At 70.0% G+C, this 14,085-nt stretch carries 14 protein-coding genes; 8 read left to right on the top strand and 6 right to left on the bottom strand.

The genetic code is table 11. From position 1 onward, the window contains the following. Positions 1 to 36 precede the first annotated feature (36 nt). Positions 37 to 834 carry a TatD family hydrolase gene (locus tag D7Y11_RS18415; RefSeq protein WP_121754528.1) on the bottom strand — a complete coding sequence of 266 codons (798 nt, stop codon included), beginning with the start codon at positions 832 to 834 and terminating at the stop codon, positions 37 to 39. 138 nt (positions 835 to 972) lie between these two features. On the opposite strand from D7Y11_RS18415, the gene D7Y11_RS18420 reads away from it, so the two are divergent. Then, the gene (locus D7Y11_RS18420; protein ID WP_126934343.1) at positions 973 to 2,445 is read left to right on the top strand and encodes a PD40 domain-containing protein; all 1,473 of its coding nucleotides are present in this window, start codon (positions 973 to 975) and stop codon (positions 2,443 to 2,445) included. 349 nt (positions 2,446 to 2,794) lie between these two features. On the opposite strand, the gene D7Y11_RS18425 is transcribed toward D7Y11_RS18420, so the two are convergent. Further along, the gene (locus D7Y11_RS18425; protein WP_120577024.1) at positions 2,795 to 3,043 is read right to left on the bottom strand and encodes a hypothetical protein; all 249 of its coding nucleotides are present in this window, start codon (positions 3,041 to 3,043) and stop codon (positions 2,795 to 2,797) included. 366 nt (positions 3,044 to 3,409) lie between these two features. On the opposite strand from D7Y11_RS18425, the gene D7Y11_RS18430 reads away from it, so the two are divergent. Further along, positions 3,410 to 4,372, top strand: coding sequence for a DHHA1 domain-containing protein (locus D7Y11_RS18430; RefSeq protein WP_126934344.1), 963 nt, complete (start codon positions 3,410 to 3,412; stop codon positions 4,370 to 4,372). 10 nt (positions 4,373 to 4,382) lie between these two features. On the opposite strand, the gene D7Y11_RS18435 is transcribed toward D7Y11_RS18430, so the two are convergent. Further along, positions 4,383 to 4,964, bottom strand: coding sequence for a nucleoside triphosphate pyrophosphatase (locus D7Y11_RS18435; RefSeq protein ID WP_120577026.1), 582 nt, complete (start codon positions 4,962 to 4,964; stop codon positions 4,383 to 4,385). Positions 4,965 to 5,069: 105 nt separating this feature from the next. Here D7Y11_RS18435 and D7Y11_RS18440 point away from each other — a divergent pair, with 105 nt between their 5' ends. Both D7Y11_RS18440 and D7Y11_RS18445 read left to right on the top strand, forming a co-directional pair. Next, complete coding sequence (locus D7Y11_RS18440) at positions 5,070 to 6,323, top strand: metallopeptidase family protein (RefSeq protein WP_126934345.1); 1,254 nt, start codon at positions 5,070 to 5,072, stop codon at positions 6,321 to 6,323. An 8-nt stretch (positions 6,324 to 6,331) separates the two neighbouring features. Then, positions 6,332 to 7,510 carry a class I SAM-dependent rRNA methyltransferase gene (locus D7Y11_RS18445; protein ID WP_120577028.1) on the top strand — a complete coding sequence of 393 codons (1,179 nt, stop codon included), beginning with the start codon at positions 6,332 to 6,334 and terminating at the stop codon, positions 7,508 to 7,510. A gap of 30 nt (positions 7,511 to 7,540) precedes the next feature. On the opposite strand, the gene D7Y11_RS18450 is transcribed toward D7Y11_RS18445, so the two are convergent. Both D7Y11_RS18450 and D7Y11_RS18455 read right to left on the bottom strand, forming a co-directional pair. Next, positions 7,541 to 8,038 (bottom strand): caib/baif family protein, encoded by a 498-nt coding sequence (locus tag D7Y11_RS18450; RefSeq protein WP_120577036.1) that lies wholly within the window; start codon positions 8,036 to 8,038, stop codon positions 7,541 to 7,543. 28 nt (positions 8,039 to 8,066) lie between these two features. After that, on the bottom strand, positions 8,067 to 8,627 hold the full coding sequence (locus D7Y11_RS18455) for a hypothetical protein (protein ID WP_233597000.1): 561 nt from the start codon (positions 8,625 to 8,627) through the stop codon (positions 8,067 to 8,069). Positions 8,628 to 8,661: 34 nt separating this feature from the next. Here D7Y11_RS18455 and D7Y11_RS18460 point away from each other — a divergent pair, with 34 nt between their 5' ends. The 4 genes from D7Y11_RS18460 to D7Y11_RS18475 all read left to right on the top strand — a co-directional run bounded on the left by D7Y11_RS18460 (position 8,662) and on the right by D7Y11_RS18475 (position 13,315). Continuing rightward, positions 8,662 to 10,728: an ATP-dependent helicase gene (locus D7Y11_RS18460; RefSeq protein ID WP_126934346.1), complete on the top strand. Its 2,067-nt coding sequence runs from the start codon at positions 8,662 to 8,664 to the stop codon at positions 10,726 to 10,728. Between the two features lie 169 nt (positions 10,729 to 10,897). Further along, positions 10,898 to 11,344, top strand: coding sequence for a 50S ribosomal protein L13 (gene rplM / locus D7Y11_RS18465; RefSeq protein ID WP_120577030.1), 447 nt, complete (start codon positions 10,898 to 10,900; stop codon positions 11,342 to 11,344). A 7-nt stretch (positions 11,345 to 11,351) separates the two neighbouring features. After that, positions 11,352 to 11,753 (top strand): 30S ribosomal protein S9, encoded by a 402-nt coding sequence (gene rpsI, locus D7Y11_RS18470; protein WP_120549158.1) that lies wholly within the window; start codon positions 11,352 to 11,354, stop codon positions 11,751 to 11,753. 143 nt (positions 11,754 to 11,896) lie between these two features. Beyond that, complete coding sequence (locus tag D7Y11_RS18475) at positions 11,897 to 13,315, top strand: type IV pilus twitching motility protein PilT (RefSeq protein ID WP_120577038.1); 1,419 nt, start codon at positions 11,897 to 11,899, stop codon at positions 13,313 to 13,315. 30 nt (positions 13,316 to 13,345) lie between these two features. Here D7Y11_RS18475 and D7Y11_RS18480 read toward each other — a convergent pair whose 3' ends face one another. Next, positions 13,346 to 14,083: a hypothetical protein gene (locus D7Y11_RS18480; RefSeq protein WP_120577031.1), complete on the bottom strand. Its 738-nt coding sequence runs from the start codon at positions 14,081 to 14,083 to the stop codon at positions 13,346 to 13,348. Positions 14,084 to 14,085 lie beyond the last annotated feature (2 nt).

The following is a 14,085-nucleotide window of genomic DNA, read 5'->3' on the forward strand; positions in this document are numbered from 1 at the left end:
GGTTCATGAAGGGCTCCTCTATCACGCGACGCTCGCCTACCGCGAAGGGGAGGGGAAAGCTTCCCGGAACAGGCGCCGGGCATTCTCGGTCGTCCGCTGGGCGAGCGCCTCCACCGGCTCTCCCAGCACGTGCGCCATGCCCGCGAGGATGTGGGGCAGGTAGCCGGGTTCGGACCGCTGCCCCCGGAAGGGCGTGGGCGCCTGGTCCGGCGAGTCCGTCTCCGACACCAGCCGATCCGCCGGAATCACGCGCAGGGCGTCCAGCGGCTTGCGCGCCTCCGCCCAGGTCACCGGGCCCGCGAAGGAGAAGTGGCAGCCCTTCTGGATGTAGAAGCGCGCCAGCTCCGCGCCGCCGCTGTAGCTGTGCATCAGGATGCCGGCCTCCGGCCAGGCTTCCGCCTTCAGGAACTCCATCATCGCCGGGTGCAGCCGGTGGCAGTGCATCAGCACCGGCAGCCCGTGCTTGCGCGCCAGGGCCATGTGTCCGCGCAGCACCGCCAACTGCCGCTCCAGCGGGGCGCCGGGGAGGGATGGGCCATCCAGGCCGCACTCGCCCACCGCCACCGCGCCGCCTTGCGACAGCAGCGCGTCCAACCGCTCCAGGTGCGCGCCGTCATCCTCCGCTGGCAGGTCCGGCAGGAACTGGGGATGGATGCCCAGCCCCACCTGGATGCGCGCGTCCTTGCGCGGCAGCGCGAGCAATGGCTCCCACGTGTCCGGGCCCACCGCCGGAATGAGGATGCCGTGCAGGCCCGCGGCCCAGGCGCGCGCGACAACGCTGTCGCGGTCCGGGTCGAAGCGCGAGGCGTCCAGATGGCAGTGCGTGTCGATCATTGAGCACCCTTCTTCTCAATCCAGTTCAATCACCGACAGCCTCGGATGCCATGCCCTTCAAGGCCTGCCGGCACCCGTGAACGCGAAGCTAAGACGCGCCCCCTGACTTTGGAGCATCGCGACCTGGGAGGCGTGGAAATGATCAAGCGAGTGGTGTTGGGGGCGTTGTTCGGGGCGCTGACGGTGCTGGGGACGGGCTGCGGCGACGAGTGCGTCGATCAGTTCGACTGCCGTGACAAGGGCGCCGCGCCGGCGGGCCAGGAGTGGATCTGCAACGCGGACGACAAGTGCGAGCTGCAGAACCTCGTGCTCCCGCCGGAAGAGGACGCGGGCACGGAGGTTGATGCCGGCACGGAGGTCGACGCGGGCACGGAGGTTGATGCCGGCACGGAGGTCGACGCGGGCACCGAGGACGCCGGGACGGAAACCGATGCCGGCACCGACGCGGGGATGAACGTGGCCAAGGGCGGCGCGTGCACCGCGTCCGCGGAGTGCATGGCGGGCCTGCGCTGCGAGGCCGCCACCTGCCAGTCGCTCCTCATCGCCGTGACGGGCAACGACGGCGGCACGCGCGCGCTGGTGACGGAATACGACGTGCCGGGGATGACGTCGCTCAGCGCCGACGGTGTCGCCAGCGCCTACCCGCGCTTCGGCCCGGACGGCGCCCAGGTGGCCTTCGTGCAGGGCGACGTCACCGCCGCCGCGGGTGAGCTCGCGGTGCGCCCGGTGCCGCTCACGGCCGCCGCGCCCACCGTGCTGACCACGGGCACGGCCTCCAGCAGCACGCGCATCCGCTACATGGAGTGGGAGCCGGGCAACCTCATCACCTGGGTGCGCGGCAGCACGGGCATCTCCACCATCGCGGCGACGGGCGGCTCGCCCACGCAGGCCACCGTCAACGGCACCTTCCCGGACCTGGCGCCCAACGGCACGGACTACGCCTACAGCGCCGCGGGCAACGGCATCTACGTCTCCACGGGCGGCGGTGTGCCGGCTCCGCTGGCGGGTTCGCCCACCTCGGGCGAGCAGCCGCACTACAACCGCACCACCTCGCAGCTGCTCTTCCTGGCCAACCCGGACAACCTCACGGTGACCTTCGGCACGGACACCACCCCGGTGCTGCGGCTGTACTCGCTGCCGGTGACGGGTGGCGGTACCCCGGCGCTGCTCGCGGACAGGACCTCCGATAGCGCGACGGGCGGCACCGTGGACTCGTACATCGCGAACCCGAACTGGGCGCCGGATGGCAGCTGGGTGGCGTACGTGCGCGCCTACTACCAGAACATCAATGGCGCGGCCACGCTGTGCGGCAACACCGGCGCGACGCTGTGCGGGACCACGCCGGGCAACGTCATCTTCCTGCAGCGCGTGAACACCACCACGGGCGCGGCGGACGGCGCCCCGGTGAAGCTCGCCGACAACGCCACGCTGCCGTCCTTCTCCCCGGACGGTCAGCTCGTGGCCTACGTCTTCGGCGGAGCGCTCTACGTGCAGCCCATCGACCCGGCCACCGGCCAGCCCACCGGCACCCTCATCCAGCACCCGAAGGACACGTACACGGTGCTGACCAACGAGGGTGACGACTACCGCCCGCGCTGGCAGCCCCGCTAGTCCCAGGCACCCAAAGCCCCGCGCTCCGGGGTTTCCCGGCCCGTGTTCCCGGTTTTACGAGGGAGCACGGGCCTTCGTGTTTCAGGTGCGAAGCGCGCAGCACACCCGGCGCGAAGTGACGAACGCGGGCAGTCCAGGGTCCGGATGAACCCCAAGTGGATCCATTACCCCGTCCAAAGGATCCAGGTTCCAGGACGAAAAGAAGGGGAGAAGGACTCCACCCGCGCTCACGCGAAACGCGGCACCTGGTGGAGAAAGGCTGACAGCCGTGTCGCGACAGCTCCGCGCCCGCGCGCTCCGTTTCAGCGGAGCACGGCCTGGGGCTTCGCGGGGCCGGGACGCGGGCGCTTCAGCCTTCGACGACGATGCGGCGGCCCAGCGCGCGGGTCATCTGCGGGGAGGTGACAAGCTCCAGCACGCCACTCATCTCTCCGCCCGCGGTGTCGAACGCCGCCGCGATGACCTCGCCGAGGGTGAGCTGGGCCTTCTGGGCAGCCACCCGAGCGCGCTTTGCCGTGCGACGCAGCGCGGGCATCACCCGCCGACCCTGCCGCCGCACCGTGCCACCCTTCGTCTTGCCTGCGGTCCGCTTCGCCATGGTTCCTCCCGCTACTGCCGATACGCGGGTGAGTACCTCGTCGGTCTGACACCATGCAGGCGAGGTGCCAGGGCTCAGCCTCCCCGTCAGGTCCCTGAATCCAGGGGTTTTCCTCGCGGGTAGCGGGTTTCCGAGGGGCGGAAGGGCCTTCCTTTTTTCAGCCCTTCAGGGTCGTTCCTCGTTCTGTCGAGTTTTTCGTTCATCCAGCGCGGTGATTTCCACGCATCGTTCAATGGAGCGCACCCGCCCGAGGCCGTGCGACGACAGGGCTGGGTCGGGTGTCACCCCCTGGCCACAGCCCCTGCGGGCAGGCGACCGCGGTGCGGTTGGGACGCGGCGGGGATTCGCGGTAGAGGGCGGGCGCCCATGCGAGTCCAGGTCCTCTTCCACGACAACTGTTTCGACGGCGCGGCCAGCGCCGCGGTCTTCACCCGCTTCTACCGGGAGCGCGTGCGCGCCGACGCGACGTTCAGCTACCGGGGCCTCGCCCACAAGCCGGGGGCGGAGGGCATCGACCCGGCCGTCTTCACGGGCGACGAGAACGTCATCGTCGACTTCCGCTACAGCCAGGACGCGCGGCTCACCTGGTGGTTCGACCACCACGCCTCCGCCTTCCAGCAGCCCGGCGACGAGCCCCACTTCCAGCGCGACACCAGCGGCCGGAAGTTCCACGACCCGCATCGCAAGAGCTGCACGCTGTACCTGGCGGACGTGGCGCGCGAGCGCTTCGGCTGGGACGCGTCCCCGCTGAAGGACCTGCTGCACTGGGCGGAGATCATCGACGGAGCGCAGTTCCCCAGCCCCCAGATGGCGGTGGCGCTGGAGGAGCCCGCGCTGCGCATCATGACGGTGCTGGAGGCGACGAAGGACGACACGCTCATCCCGGAGGTCATCCGGCGCATGCAGACGGACTCGCTGGCGGACATCGCCCGCTCACCGCTCATCGCCGCCCCGCTGGAGCCGCTGCTCTTCAAGCACCAGCGCAACATCGACCTCGTGCGTGAGAAAGCCCGCTACGAGAACGGCGTCGTCTCCTTCGACCTGGTGGACGAGGGCGTGGACAGCCTCAACAAGTTCATCGCGTACGCGCTCTATCCGGACGCGCGCTACACGCTGTGGGTGGGGAAGGGCGCGTCGCGCGCCAAGGTCTCGCTGGGTTCCAACCCGTGGCGGCCGGAGACGCGCAAGCACGACCTGGCGGCCATCGCCGGCCGCTACGGCGGGGGCGGCCACCCGGTGGTGGCCGCGGCGAGCTTCAAGGCGGACCAGGCCGACAAGGCCCGCGCCGCGTACCAGGAGATTCTCGCGGAGCTGTCCGGCGCGCGCTGAGCGCCGGGGCTTAGGGGCGGGCGAAGAGGTCGAAGCCCGCCTGCCGGAGCAGCCGTACCACCGATAGCATGGGCAGTCCCTGCACGTTGGTGCGGTCGCCCTCCAGCTTCTGGAGCAGCGCCTGCCCCCGGCCCTCCACGCGGTAGCTGCCCGCGCAGCCCTCCCACTCGCCGGTGTCCAGGTAGCGCTCCAGCTCCTCCGGAGGGACGGGGAAGAACGTCAGGCGCGCGTCCTCCAGCGTCTCCGAGTGATGGCCGCCCGGCCCCAGCAGGCACACGGCGGTGTGGATGACATGGGTGTTCCCCAGCAGGCGCGTGAGCTGCGCGCGCGCCGCGTCCCGGTCCTGGGGCTTGCCCAGCACGTCGCGGCCCACCTCCACCAGCTGATCCGCCGCCAGCACCCAGGACTCCGGGTGGCGCTCCTGCACCGCGCGGGCCTTGCGCACGGCGAGCATCCGCACGGCCTCGTCGGCGGGCATGTCCTCGGGGACTTGCTCGTCCACGTTGGGGGCTTCGGTGCGGTAGGGCACGCCCAGCCCGTCCATCAGGACTCGTCGCGCGCTGGAGGTGGATGCCAGGATGAGGTCTCTCATGGGAGGCCGGAGGGTAATGCAGCCGGGGAGGGGATGGGACCCCTCAGGCGGGCAGGCACGTCCCCGCTTCCTGTGCATGGGGCGGATGCCATAGCCTCCCCGCCCATGTCGCGGCGCGGTCTGCTCGCTGTCTGTCTCCTCCTGCTCGCCTCCTGCAAACGGCCCCCTCCGGCGAACGCCGACGCGGGCACGGATGCGGGCACGGCCACCACCGCAGTGGCGGCTGACGCGGGCGCGCTCGCGGAAGGCCCCGTGGACGCGGGCCCCCTCGCCTCCGTGAGGCGCCCGGACGACGCGGTGGCGGAGGTGCACCCGCTGGCGGTGTGCGACGCGCGGGGTGGTGCGCCCCTGGACGCGGCCCGCGACTACTACGACTCCGGCCACTACGAGGAAGCACTCTCCTGCGCCGCGCAGGCCGCCGCGCAGGAGCCGGACCTCGCCGCCGCCCACGCGGAACGGGGCTCCGCGCTGGCCGCGCTCAACCGCGAGCCGGAGGCGCAGCTCGCCTACGCCCGAGCGCTGGCCATCGACCCCGGGGACGCGGACGCGCTCCTGGGCGCCGCGCACCTGTACGCGGTGCAACTGCCCTCCACGCGCGAGCGGGACGAACTGGGCGCCCTCTACGCCGAGCGAGGCCTGTCCCAGCCCTCCACGCCCCCGGAGCTGGTGCCGTCGCTGGCGCTGGTGGCCGCCATGGCCTTCAACGACCTGGGACAGGCGGAACAGGCGCTGGACCGCGCCGCCATCGTGCTCGCCCGCGAGCCGGGCAACGCCGAGGCGAAGTACGAGAAGGCCCTGGCCCTCTTCGAGCTGTGCCGCTTCCGCGAGGCGAAGGCGGCCTTCGCGTCGCTCCTGAAGGACAAGGACCGCGCGGCGCACGCGCACCAGCACCTGGGCCTGCTCCTGGAGCGCGAGGGCCAGTGGGCCAAGGCGGACGACCACTTCCAGAAGGCCCGCGCGCTGGAGCCCGAGGACTTCCCCCCGCCGCCCCTGCCGTCGGCGGACGAGTTCAAGGCCCAGGTGAAGCGCGCGCTGGCGGCCCTGCCCGCGGACATGCGCCGGGACCTGGAGGGCGTTCCGGTGGCCACGGAGGAGATTCCCTCCGAGGACGACCTGCTCGCCAACCAGCCGCCCCTGTCGCCCACCATCCTGGGCCTGTTCCGGGGGCCCTCCCTCCAGGAACCGTGCGACGGCTCGGAGACGCCCTGCCGCTCGGTGGCCCTCTACCGGCGCAACCTGGCCCGCGCGGTGCGCACCCCCGAAGAGCTGCGCGAACAGATTCGCGTGACACTGCTGCATGAAATCGGGCATCTGCGCGGGGAAGACGACGAGGAACTGGCCGCACGCGGCCTGGAGTGAGCCCCGACATGCCTTCTCTTCCCACTGCCCGGGTCAGCCTCAAGGGCGCCAAGACACTGCGTCGCGGCACCCCCTGGGTGTACCGCACGGAGCTCACCGACGCCCCCGCCACCGACACCCCGGGCGCGGTGGTGGCCGTGGTGGACCCTCAGGGAAATCCCATCGGCCAGGCGCTCTACGCCCGCCGCTCCCCGCTCGCCCTGCGGCTGCTCACGCGCAAGGGGCCGAATGAAGAGAAGGTGGATGACGCCTTCTTCATCCGCCGCCTGGAGGCCGCGCTCGCCCGCCGCGCGGTGCTGCCGGGGCGGGACGGCCTGCGCCTGGTGCACGGCGAGGCGGACCTGCTCCCCGGCTTCTTCGTGGACCGCTACGGCCAGGGCCTCACGGTGCAGACCCTGTCGGAGGGCATGGACGCGCGCAAGGAGATGCTCGCGCGAGCGCTGGTGGAGAGGACCGGCGCAAGCCACGTCGTGTGCCGCGACGACGCCTCCGGCCGCGACTTCGAGAGCCTGCCCCGCGAGGTGCGCCTGCTGCACGGCGAGGGCGCCGCGCGCTTCACCTACCACGAGGGCGACAACCGCTTCGAAGTGGACCTGCTGGGCGACATGAAGACGGGCGCGTTCCTGGACCAGGTGGACAACCACCTGCGAGCGGGCGAGCTGGGCCGTGGCGAAGCGCTGGACTGCTTCAGCTACCACGGCGGCTTCGCGCTCGCGCTCGCGAAGCACTGCACGTCGGTGCTCGCGGTGGAGCAGGACGCGAAGGCCTCCGCGCGCATCCAGACGAACGCGGAGGCCAACGGCCGCGCCAACGTGAAGGTGGAGAACGGCAACGCGTTCGACGTGCTGCGCCGCTTCGACCAGGAGGGCCGCCGCTTCGACACCATCGTCCTGGACCCTCCCGGACTGGCCAAGCGCCGCGAGGGCCTGGCCACCGCGCTGCGCGCCTACCACGAGCTCAACCTGCGCGCGCTGCGCTGCCTCAAGCCGGACGGCCTGCTGGTGACGTGCTCGTGCTCGGGGAAGCTGGACCGGCAGGGCTTCGAGTCCATGGTCCTGGACGCCGCCGCGGACGCGAAGCGCCCGGTGCAGATCCTGGAGCGGCGGGGCGCCGGCCTGGACCACCCGGTGCTCGCGGGCCTCACGGAGACGGAGTACCTCAAGGCCCTCTACGTGCGCGCCCTGTAGCCAGGGCGCGGCGGGGCAGGGGCTGGACTGCTACGGGATGCCCAGTTCCTTGCGCAGCCGGCCCACGACCTTGAAGTACTCGGTGCGGGAAAAGCCCACGTTGAGGATGTGGAAGTCCTTCTTGGACAGACCCACGCAGCCGAAGCAGTAGTTGCAGTCCTGCAGGTTCTTGCTCAGCACCACGTACGCGCTGCTGGAGCAGTTCTCGCTCTGCACGCAGTAGGCGCACGCGTGGCAGTTCTTGCACTCCACGCAGTGCGAGCAGTTGGTGCACAGCTCGCACCGCGTGCAGTGCGTGCACTGGTGGCAGCTGTCGCAGTCCTTGCAGAACATGCAGTTGGCGCAGCGCTGGCAGCCCTCGCACGCGTAGGAGCCGGGGTTGCCCGGGTCCACCGCGTAGCTCTTGGACAGCTTCTGGAACTGGTCCATGAACTCGCGCTTGCCCAGGGACGACACGCCCAGGCGCGCCGCCTTCTCCTGCTCCAGCAGCTCCTGGGCCGTCTGGGTCCGCGACCCCTTGTCCTTCACCGCCACAAACGCTCCTTGGACTCTTGAATCACTGCAGCTGGGCCAGTCCGGCCAGGTCGATGCCTCGCGCCACCCGCCGCACCTCCACGGTGCTGGGGAAGCCGCGGCTGGTGACGGCCACCACGAACCGCTCGCCTACCAGGAGGTTCGCCTCCGCGACGGCCTCGTCCGCGTCATAGCGCACGAAGCCCACGGCCTCCTTCCACTGGATGGGCGCCGTCGGGTCGCTCGCCGCGCGGCCCTTCGCCTTCTGCGCCGCCTCGCGGATGGCCTCCCCCAGCTTCAGCCCCATGGTGGTGTCCACGATGCGCACCTTCACCTCGCGGCCTTCGCCCCGGGTGTAGGTGCGCTCCGCCTCCGACACGGACACCTCGCCGTACTTCCCCGTGGAGCCCGCGGTGGAACCCACCGTGAAGCCCTCCAGCGACTCCGGCAGGAACGGCGCCAGGTCCTTGAAGTACACGCACGGTGCGGCGGTCGTCACCACGTCGCGCGGGGTGGGAGATGTCGTGCGTTCGTCGTCACGGCATCCGCCGCCCACGCCGAGCGCGAGCGATGCGATGGCCAGCCGTAGGAAATAGTCGCGCACGAACGAATCAAAGGGTATCCCTGGCCCGCGCGCAATGGACCTTTCGAAGCTCAATCCTCCTCAGCGCGAGGCCGTGGTGACGCTCCAGGGCCCCCTGCTCGTCCTGGCGGGCGCGGGCAGTGGAAAGACGCGGGTCATCACCCACCGCATCGTCCACCTGCTCAACGAGCGGCCGAACCACATCATGGCCCGCAACATCCTCGCGGTGACCTTCACCAACAAGGCCGCCACGGAGATGAAGGAACGGCTCATCCACATGGCCGGGCCGCGCGCCCAGGGCGTGCTGGTGTGCACCTTCCACGCGTTCGGCGCGGAGGTGCTGCGCGAGGACATCCACCGGCTGGGCTGGCCGAAGAAGTTCGCCATCGCGGACATGGGCGACCAGCTCTCCATCATCCGCCGCGCCATGCGCGAGAAGCGCATCGACGACCGCGCCTTCGACGCGCGCAAGGTCCTCACCCTCATCTCCAAGGCGAAGAACTCCGGCGAGGCGCCCCAGCCCAAGCCGGAGGGCATGGGGGACGACTACGACCTCATCACCTCCATGGTCTTCGCGGACTACCAGCTCGCGCTCAAGGCGCAGGGCTCGGTGGACTTCGACGACCTGCTGGTGCTGCCCGCGCGCCTCTTGCGCGAGCACCCGGACCTGCACCGCAAGTACACGGCCCGCTTCCAGTACCTCCTGGTGGACGAGTTCCAGGACACGAACCACGCCCAGTTGGACCTGCTCAAGCTGCTCGCGGGCGAGGCGAGGAACGTGTGCGCGGTGGGGGATGACGACCAGTGCATCTACTCCTGGCGCGGCGCGGAGGTGCGCAACATCCTGGACTTCGAGCGGCACTTCCCGGGCGGCAAGGAGGTGCGGCTGGAGCAGAACTACCGCTCCTCCCAGCGCGTGCTGGACGCGGCCAACGCCGTCATCGCCAAGAACCCGGAGCGCAAGGACAAGCGCATGTGGACCGACCGCAAGGGCGGTCCGCTGGTGAAGGTGGTGGCGTGCCCCAATGATGAAGAGGAGGCCCGCTTCATCGCGCACGAAATCCAGAAGCACATCTCGCTGGGTGTCCCCGCGGACGACATCGCGGTGCTCTACCGCACCAACGGCCAGGCCCACCCAGTGGAGGAGATGCTGCGTGAGAAGAACATCGCCTACGAAGTGGTGGGCGGCAGCGAGTTCTTCGACCGCAGCGAGGTGAAGGACGTCATCGCGTACTTCAAGGTCCTGGCGAACAAGCTGGACGAAATCTCCCTCATGCGCATCGTCAACGTGCCCTCGCGAGGCATTGGCGACGTCACCATGGAGCGGCTGCACGCGCACTCGCGCGCGGAGGGCGTGACGCTCTGGACGGCGATGCGCCGCGCGGACACCTATGACGACCTGCCCTCGGGCGCGGGCGGCAAGGTGCTGGAGTTCGTGGAGATGGTGGAGCGCTACCGCGACGCCTTCACCCAGACGCCCCGCCTGTCGGAGGCCACGCACAAGCTGCTGGAGGAGATTGGCTTCCGCGAGGCCACCCGCGCCAAGGCCGTCTCTGGCACCGCCGCGGACAAGAAGCTCAAGGGCGTGGACGGGGTGCTCGCGTCCCTGGAGAAATTCGAAAAGCGCGAGGGCCCCAAGGCCAGCCTCCTCACGTACCTGAACCGCCTCAGCCTGGACACGCGCCAGGAAGAGGAGGACGTCCCGGGGCAGAACAAGCGCGTGACGCTGATGTCCCTGCATGCCTCCAAGGGCCTGGAGTACCGGCTCGTCTTCTTCATCGGCATGGAGGAGGACCTGATGCCCCACGGCGGCATGCAGGGCGAGGCGCAGAACCTCGAGGAGGAGCGCCGCCTCTGCTACGTGGGCATCACCCGCGCCAAGGAGCTGCTCTACCTCACCCGCTCCACCGTGCGCGTGAAGCGCGGCAAGGAGGTCCCCCGAACGCCCTCGCGCTTCCTGGAGGACCTGCCCCCGGACGCCTTCGAGATCATGGACATGGACGCGCCGCGTCAGGGACCTCCGGACGAGAAGGAGAGGAACTTCTTCGCCAACCTGAAGGAGCGCTTCAAGAAGCCCGCCGCCGGGGGGCCGGGCCCGGGCACCCCTGGCCGGGCGCCCTGAGGGGTCCCCCGTACGCCCAACCTTGACTTGATCCCGCCGTCCTACTAGGAGGGTCAGCCTTTCCGGGCTTCTGTCGGAGTTTTGGACGGAGGACCCGCGGTTGGTTACGCACGAGCACGCGGCCCCTGGCATGCACCTGGGCGCCGCGCCGAAGTCTGGAGTGCACGAAATGTCGCAGAAGACCTACAGCGCCAAGGCTGGGGACATCAAGCGCCAGTGGCACGTCATCGACGTGTCCGACAAGGTGCTTGGTCGCGCCGCCAGTCAGATCGCCACCCTCCTGAAGGGCAAGCACAAGCCGACGTACACCCCGTCCATCGACACGGGTGACCACGTCATCGTCATCAACGCCGACAAGGTGAAGGTGACGGGCACGAAGGAGACGGACAAGCAGTACTACCGTCACCCGTACGCCGGTTTCCCGGGTGCCCTGAAGATCACCAACCTCCAGAAGCTGCGCCAGCGTCACCCTGAGGACATCATCCTCAACGCCGTGCGCCGCATGCTGCCCCGCAATGCCCTGGGCCGTCAGATGATGACGAAGCTCAAGGTGTATGCTGGTGACACTCATCCGCACACCGCGCAGAAGCCGGTGGCGTTCAAGGTCGAGGCGTAAGACAACCATGGCGATCAATCCTGAACTCGGTTTCTACGCCACGGGCCGCCGCAAGGAGGCCACCGCTCGCGTCTGGCTGCGTCCTGGCAACGGCGCTGTCGTCATCAACGGCCGCGACATCAACGAGTACTTCGGCCGTGAGACGTCGAAGATGGTGCTCAACCAGCCGCTGGAGATCCTGGAGCAGAAGGGCAAGCTCGACGTCACGGTCAACGTGCGCGGCGGCGGTCTCTCTGGCCAGGCCGGTGCCATCCGTCACGGCATCGCGCGCGCGCTGTGCGCCTTCAACCCGGAGTTCCGTCCGGCGCTGAAGAAGGCCGGCTTCCTCACCCGCGATGCTCGCGCGGTCGAGCGCAAGAAGTACGGCCAGCCCGGCGCCCGTCGTCGGTTCCAGTTCTCCAAGCGCTAATCGCGCTTGTCGGCCAGCTGTCCGGCCGTTCGTCGGCGGGGGTTTCCTTCGGGAAGCCTCCGCCGTCGTGCTTTGCGGGCAAGCGGGTGGGCGTCGCCCCGTCGCGACGCGCGCGGGCGTTCTGCTACCATCCCGGCACCCTCATGGAACTCAACGAAATCCTGCAGATCGCCCTGCGCGGCGGAGCCTCCGACATCCACCTGAAGGCGGGCCTGCCGCCCATGTTCCGCGTGGATGGTTCGCTGGTGCCGCTCAAGGACGGCCGCCGCCTGCCTCCGGAGGAGGTGGCGCGCATGGCGTTCGGCATCATGAACGAGTTCCAGAAGGAGAAGTTCAAGGTCAGCAACGAAGTGGACCTGGCCTACGGAGTGCCGGGCCTGGGCCGCTTCCGCGTGAACGTCTTCCAGCAGCGCGGCACGGTGGGCGCCGTGCTCCGCGTCATCCCCTTCAAGGTGATGACGATGAAGGACCTGCTGTTGCCCCCGGTGTTGGAGAAGGTGTGCGGCGAGGAGCGCGGCCTGGTGCTGGTGACGGGCACCACGGGCTCCGGCAAGTCCACCACGTTGGCGGCGATGATCGACTACATCAACTCCAACGAAACCAACCACATCATGACCATCGAGGACCCCATCGAGTTCCTCATCCGCGACAAGCGCTCCATCGTGAACCAGCGCGAAGTGGGTGTGGACACGATGAGCTTCTCGCAGGCCCTGAAGTCAGCGCTGCGCCAGGACCCGGACGTCATCCTGGTGGGCGAAATGCGCGACCACGAGACCATCGAAACGGCGCTCCACGCCGCGGAGACGGGCCACCTGGTGATGTCCACGCTGCACACGCTGGACGCCACGGAGACCATCAACCGCATCGTGTCCGCGTTCCCCCCGCACCAGCAGAAGCAGGTGCGCCTGCAGCTCTCCAGCGTGCTGCGCGGCGTGGTGAGTCAGCGCCTCGTTCCGCGCGCGGACGGCAAGGGCCGTGTGGCGGCGGTGGAGGTGCTGCGCGTCACCGCGCGCGTGCGCGAGATGATCGAGGACAAGGACCGCACGAAGGAGATCCACGACGCCATCTCGCAGGGCACGGACTCCTACGGGATGCAGACGTTCGATCAGTCGCTGATGAGCCTGGTGCGCAACGGCCTGGTCACCTACGAAGAGGCCCACCGTCAGGCCAGCAACCCGGACGACTTCGCGCTGCGCTTCTCTGGCATCAGCGGCACGTCCGACTCGAAGTGGGACAACTTCGACGCCAAGGCCGGCGAGGAGCGTCCCATCCCGGGCTCGGCGTCCTTCGCGCAGAAGGGCGCGCCCGCGCAGGCTGCCCCCGTGGCGCCCACGCCCGCGCCGGTTCCCCAGGCCCCGCGCCCCGGAGCGCCCATGGCCGCCCGGCCCATGACGCCTCCGCCCGGCGTCGCGGCGCCGCGTCCCGCTACTCCGCCGCCCGGCGTCGTCCAGGGCCGGCCGCTGCCTCCGCAGGTGGCGGCCCGTCCGCCCACGCCCGCCCCGGTGGCCGCGCCCGCTCCGGCGGCTGGCGGCGACGACGACTTCCAGATCGAACGCTTCTAGGAAACCCGGTGCGAAGGGGGAGGGCGCCGCTCAGGCGTCGTCGTCCCCCAACTGCGCACGCAGCCGGCTGAGGCGCATGGGCCCGATGAGCCCCTGGTGCGCCAGCGTCTGGAGCAGCGACACGGTGGCGCGCACGCGCGCGTCCTGCGCCTCGTCGGACTCCTGGAGGACCTCGTTGTCGAGCAGCGTCTCCAGGTGCTCCGGATTGATGGACGTGGGGCCTTCCGCCCAGGCGATGTCGAACAGCGCCCGCGCCATGTGCTCGCGCGCCTTGCGGTCCGCGTCGTTGGGCGCGGCCTTGGCGAACGCGAGGAACAGCGCGTCCACGGACTCCTTGGACAGCGCGGCCAGGGCGGGCACTTCGCCCAGGGACTCCTTCACGTAGTCCGCGTCGAAGTTGTCCACCTCCTGCTCGTAGCCGAAGGCCTCCTCCAGCAGGATGGACGCGAGGAAGGAGTCCGACTCCTCGTCGCTCGCGCCCTCCTCCTTAAGCGCCTCGCGCGCCTTCTGCGTCGCGGCGGACAGGGACTCGTCCTGCGTGAGCGCGCGGGCGGCGGCGTGCGCGGCCAGCAGCACCAGCGCGGCCTGGGCGTCGGAGGACAGCGCTCGTCCGCTCACGCCCTGCAGCATGGCCTTCTGCCTGGGGTTGGCGTTCGCGGCGGTCGCGAAGTGCTGCTCCTCCGGAGTCAGCGGTTCCCCCGCCTTCTCCTTGCGGAGCGTTTCCCTGGCGGCGTCTGCGGTGAGGAAGCGGGCGAGGATGGGGTGCATGG

It is taken from the genome of Corallococcus sp. AB018, from assembly GCF_003986945.1.
Lineage (GTDB): Bacteria > Myxococcota > Myxococcia > Myxococcales > Myxococcaceae > Corallococcus > Corallococcus exiguus.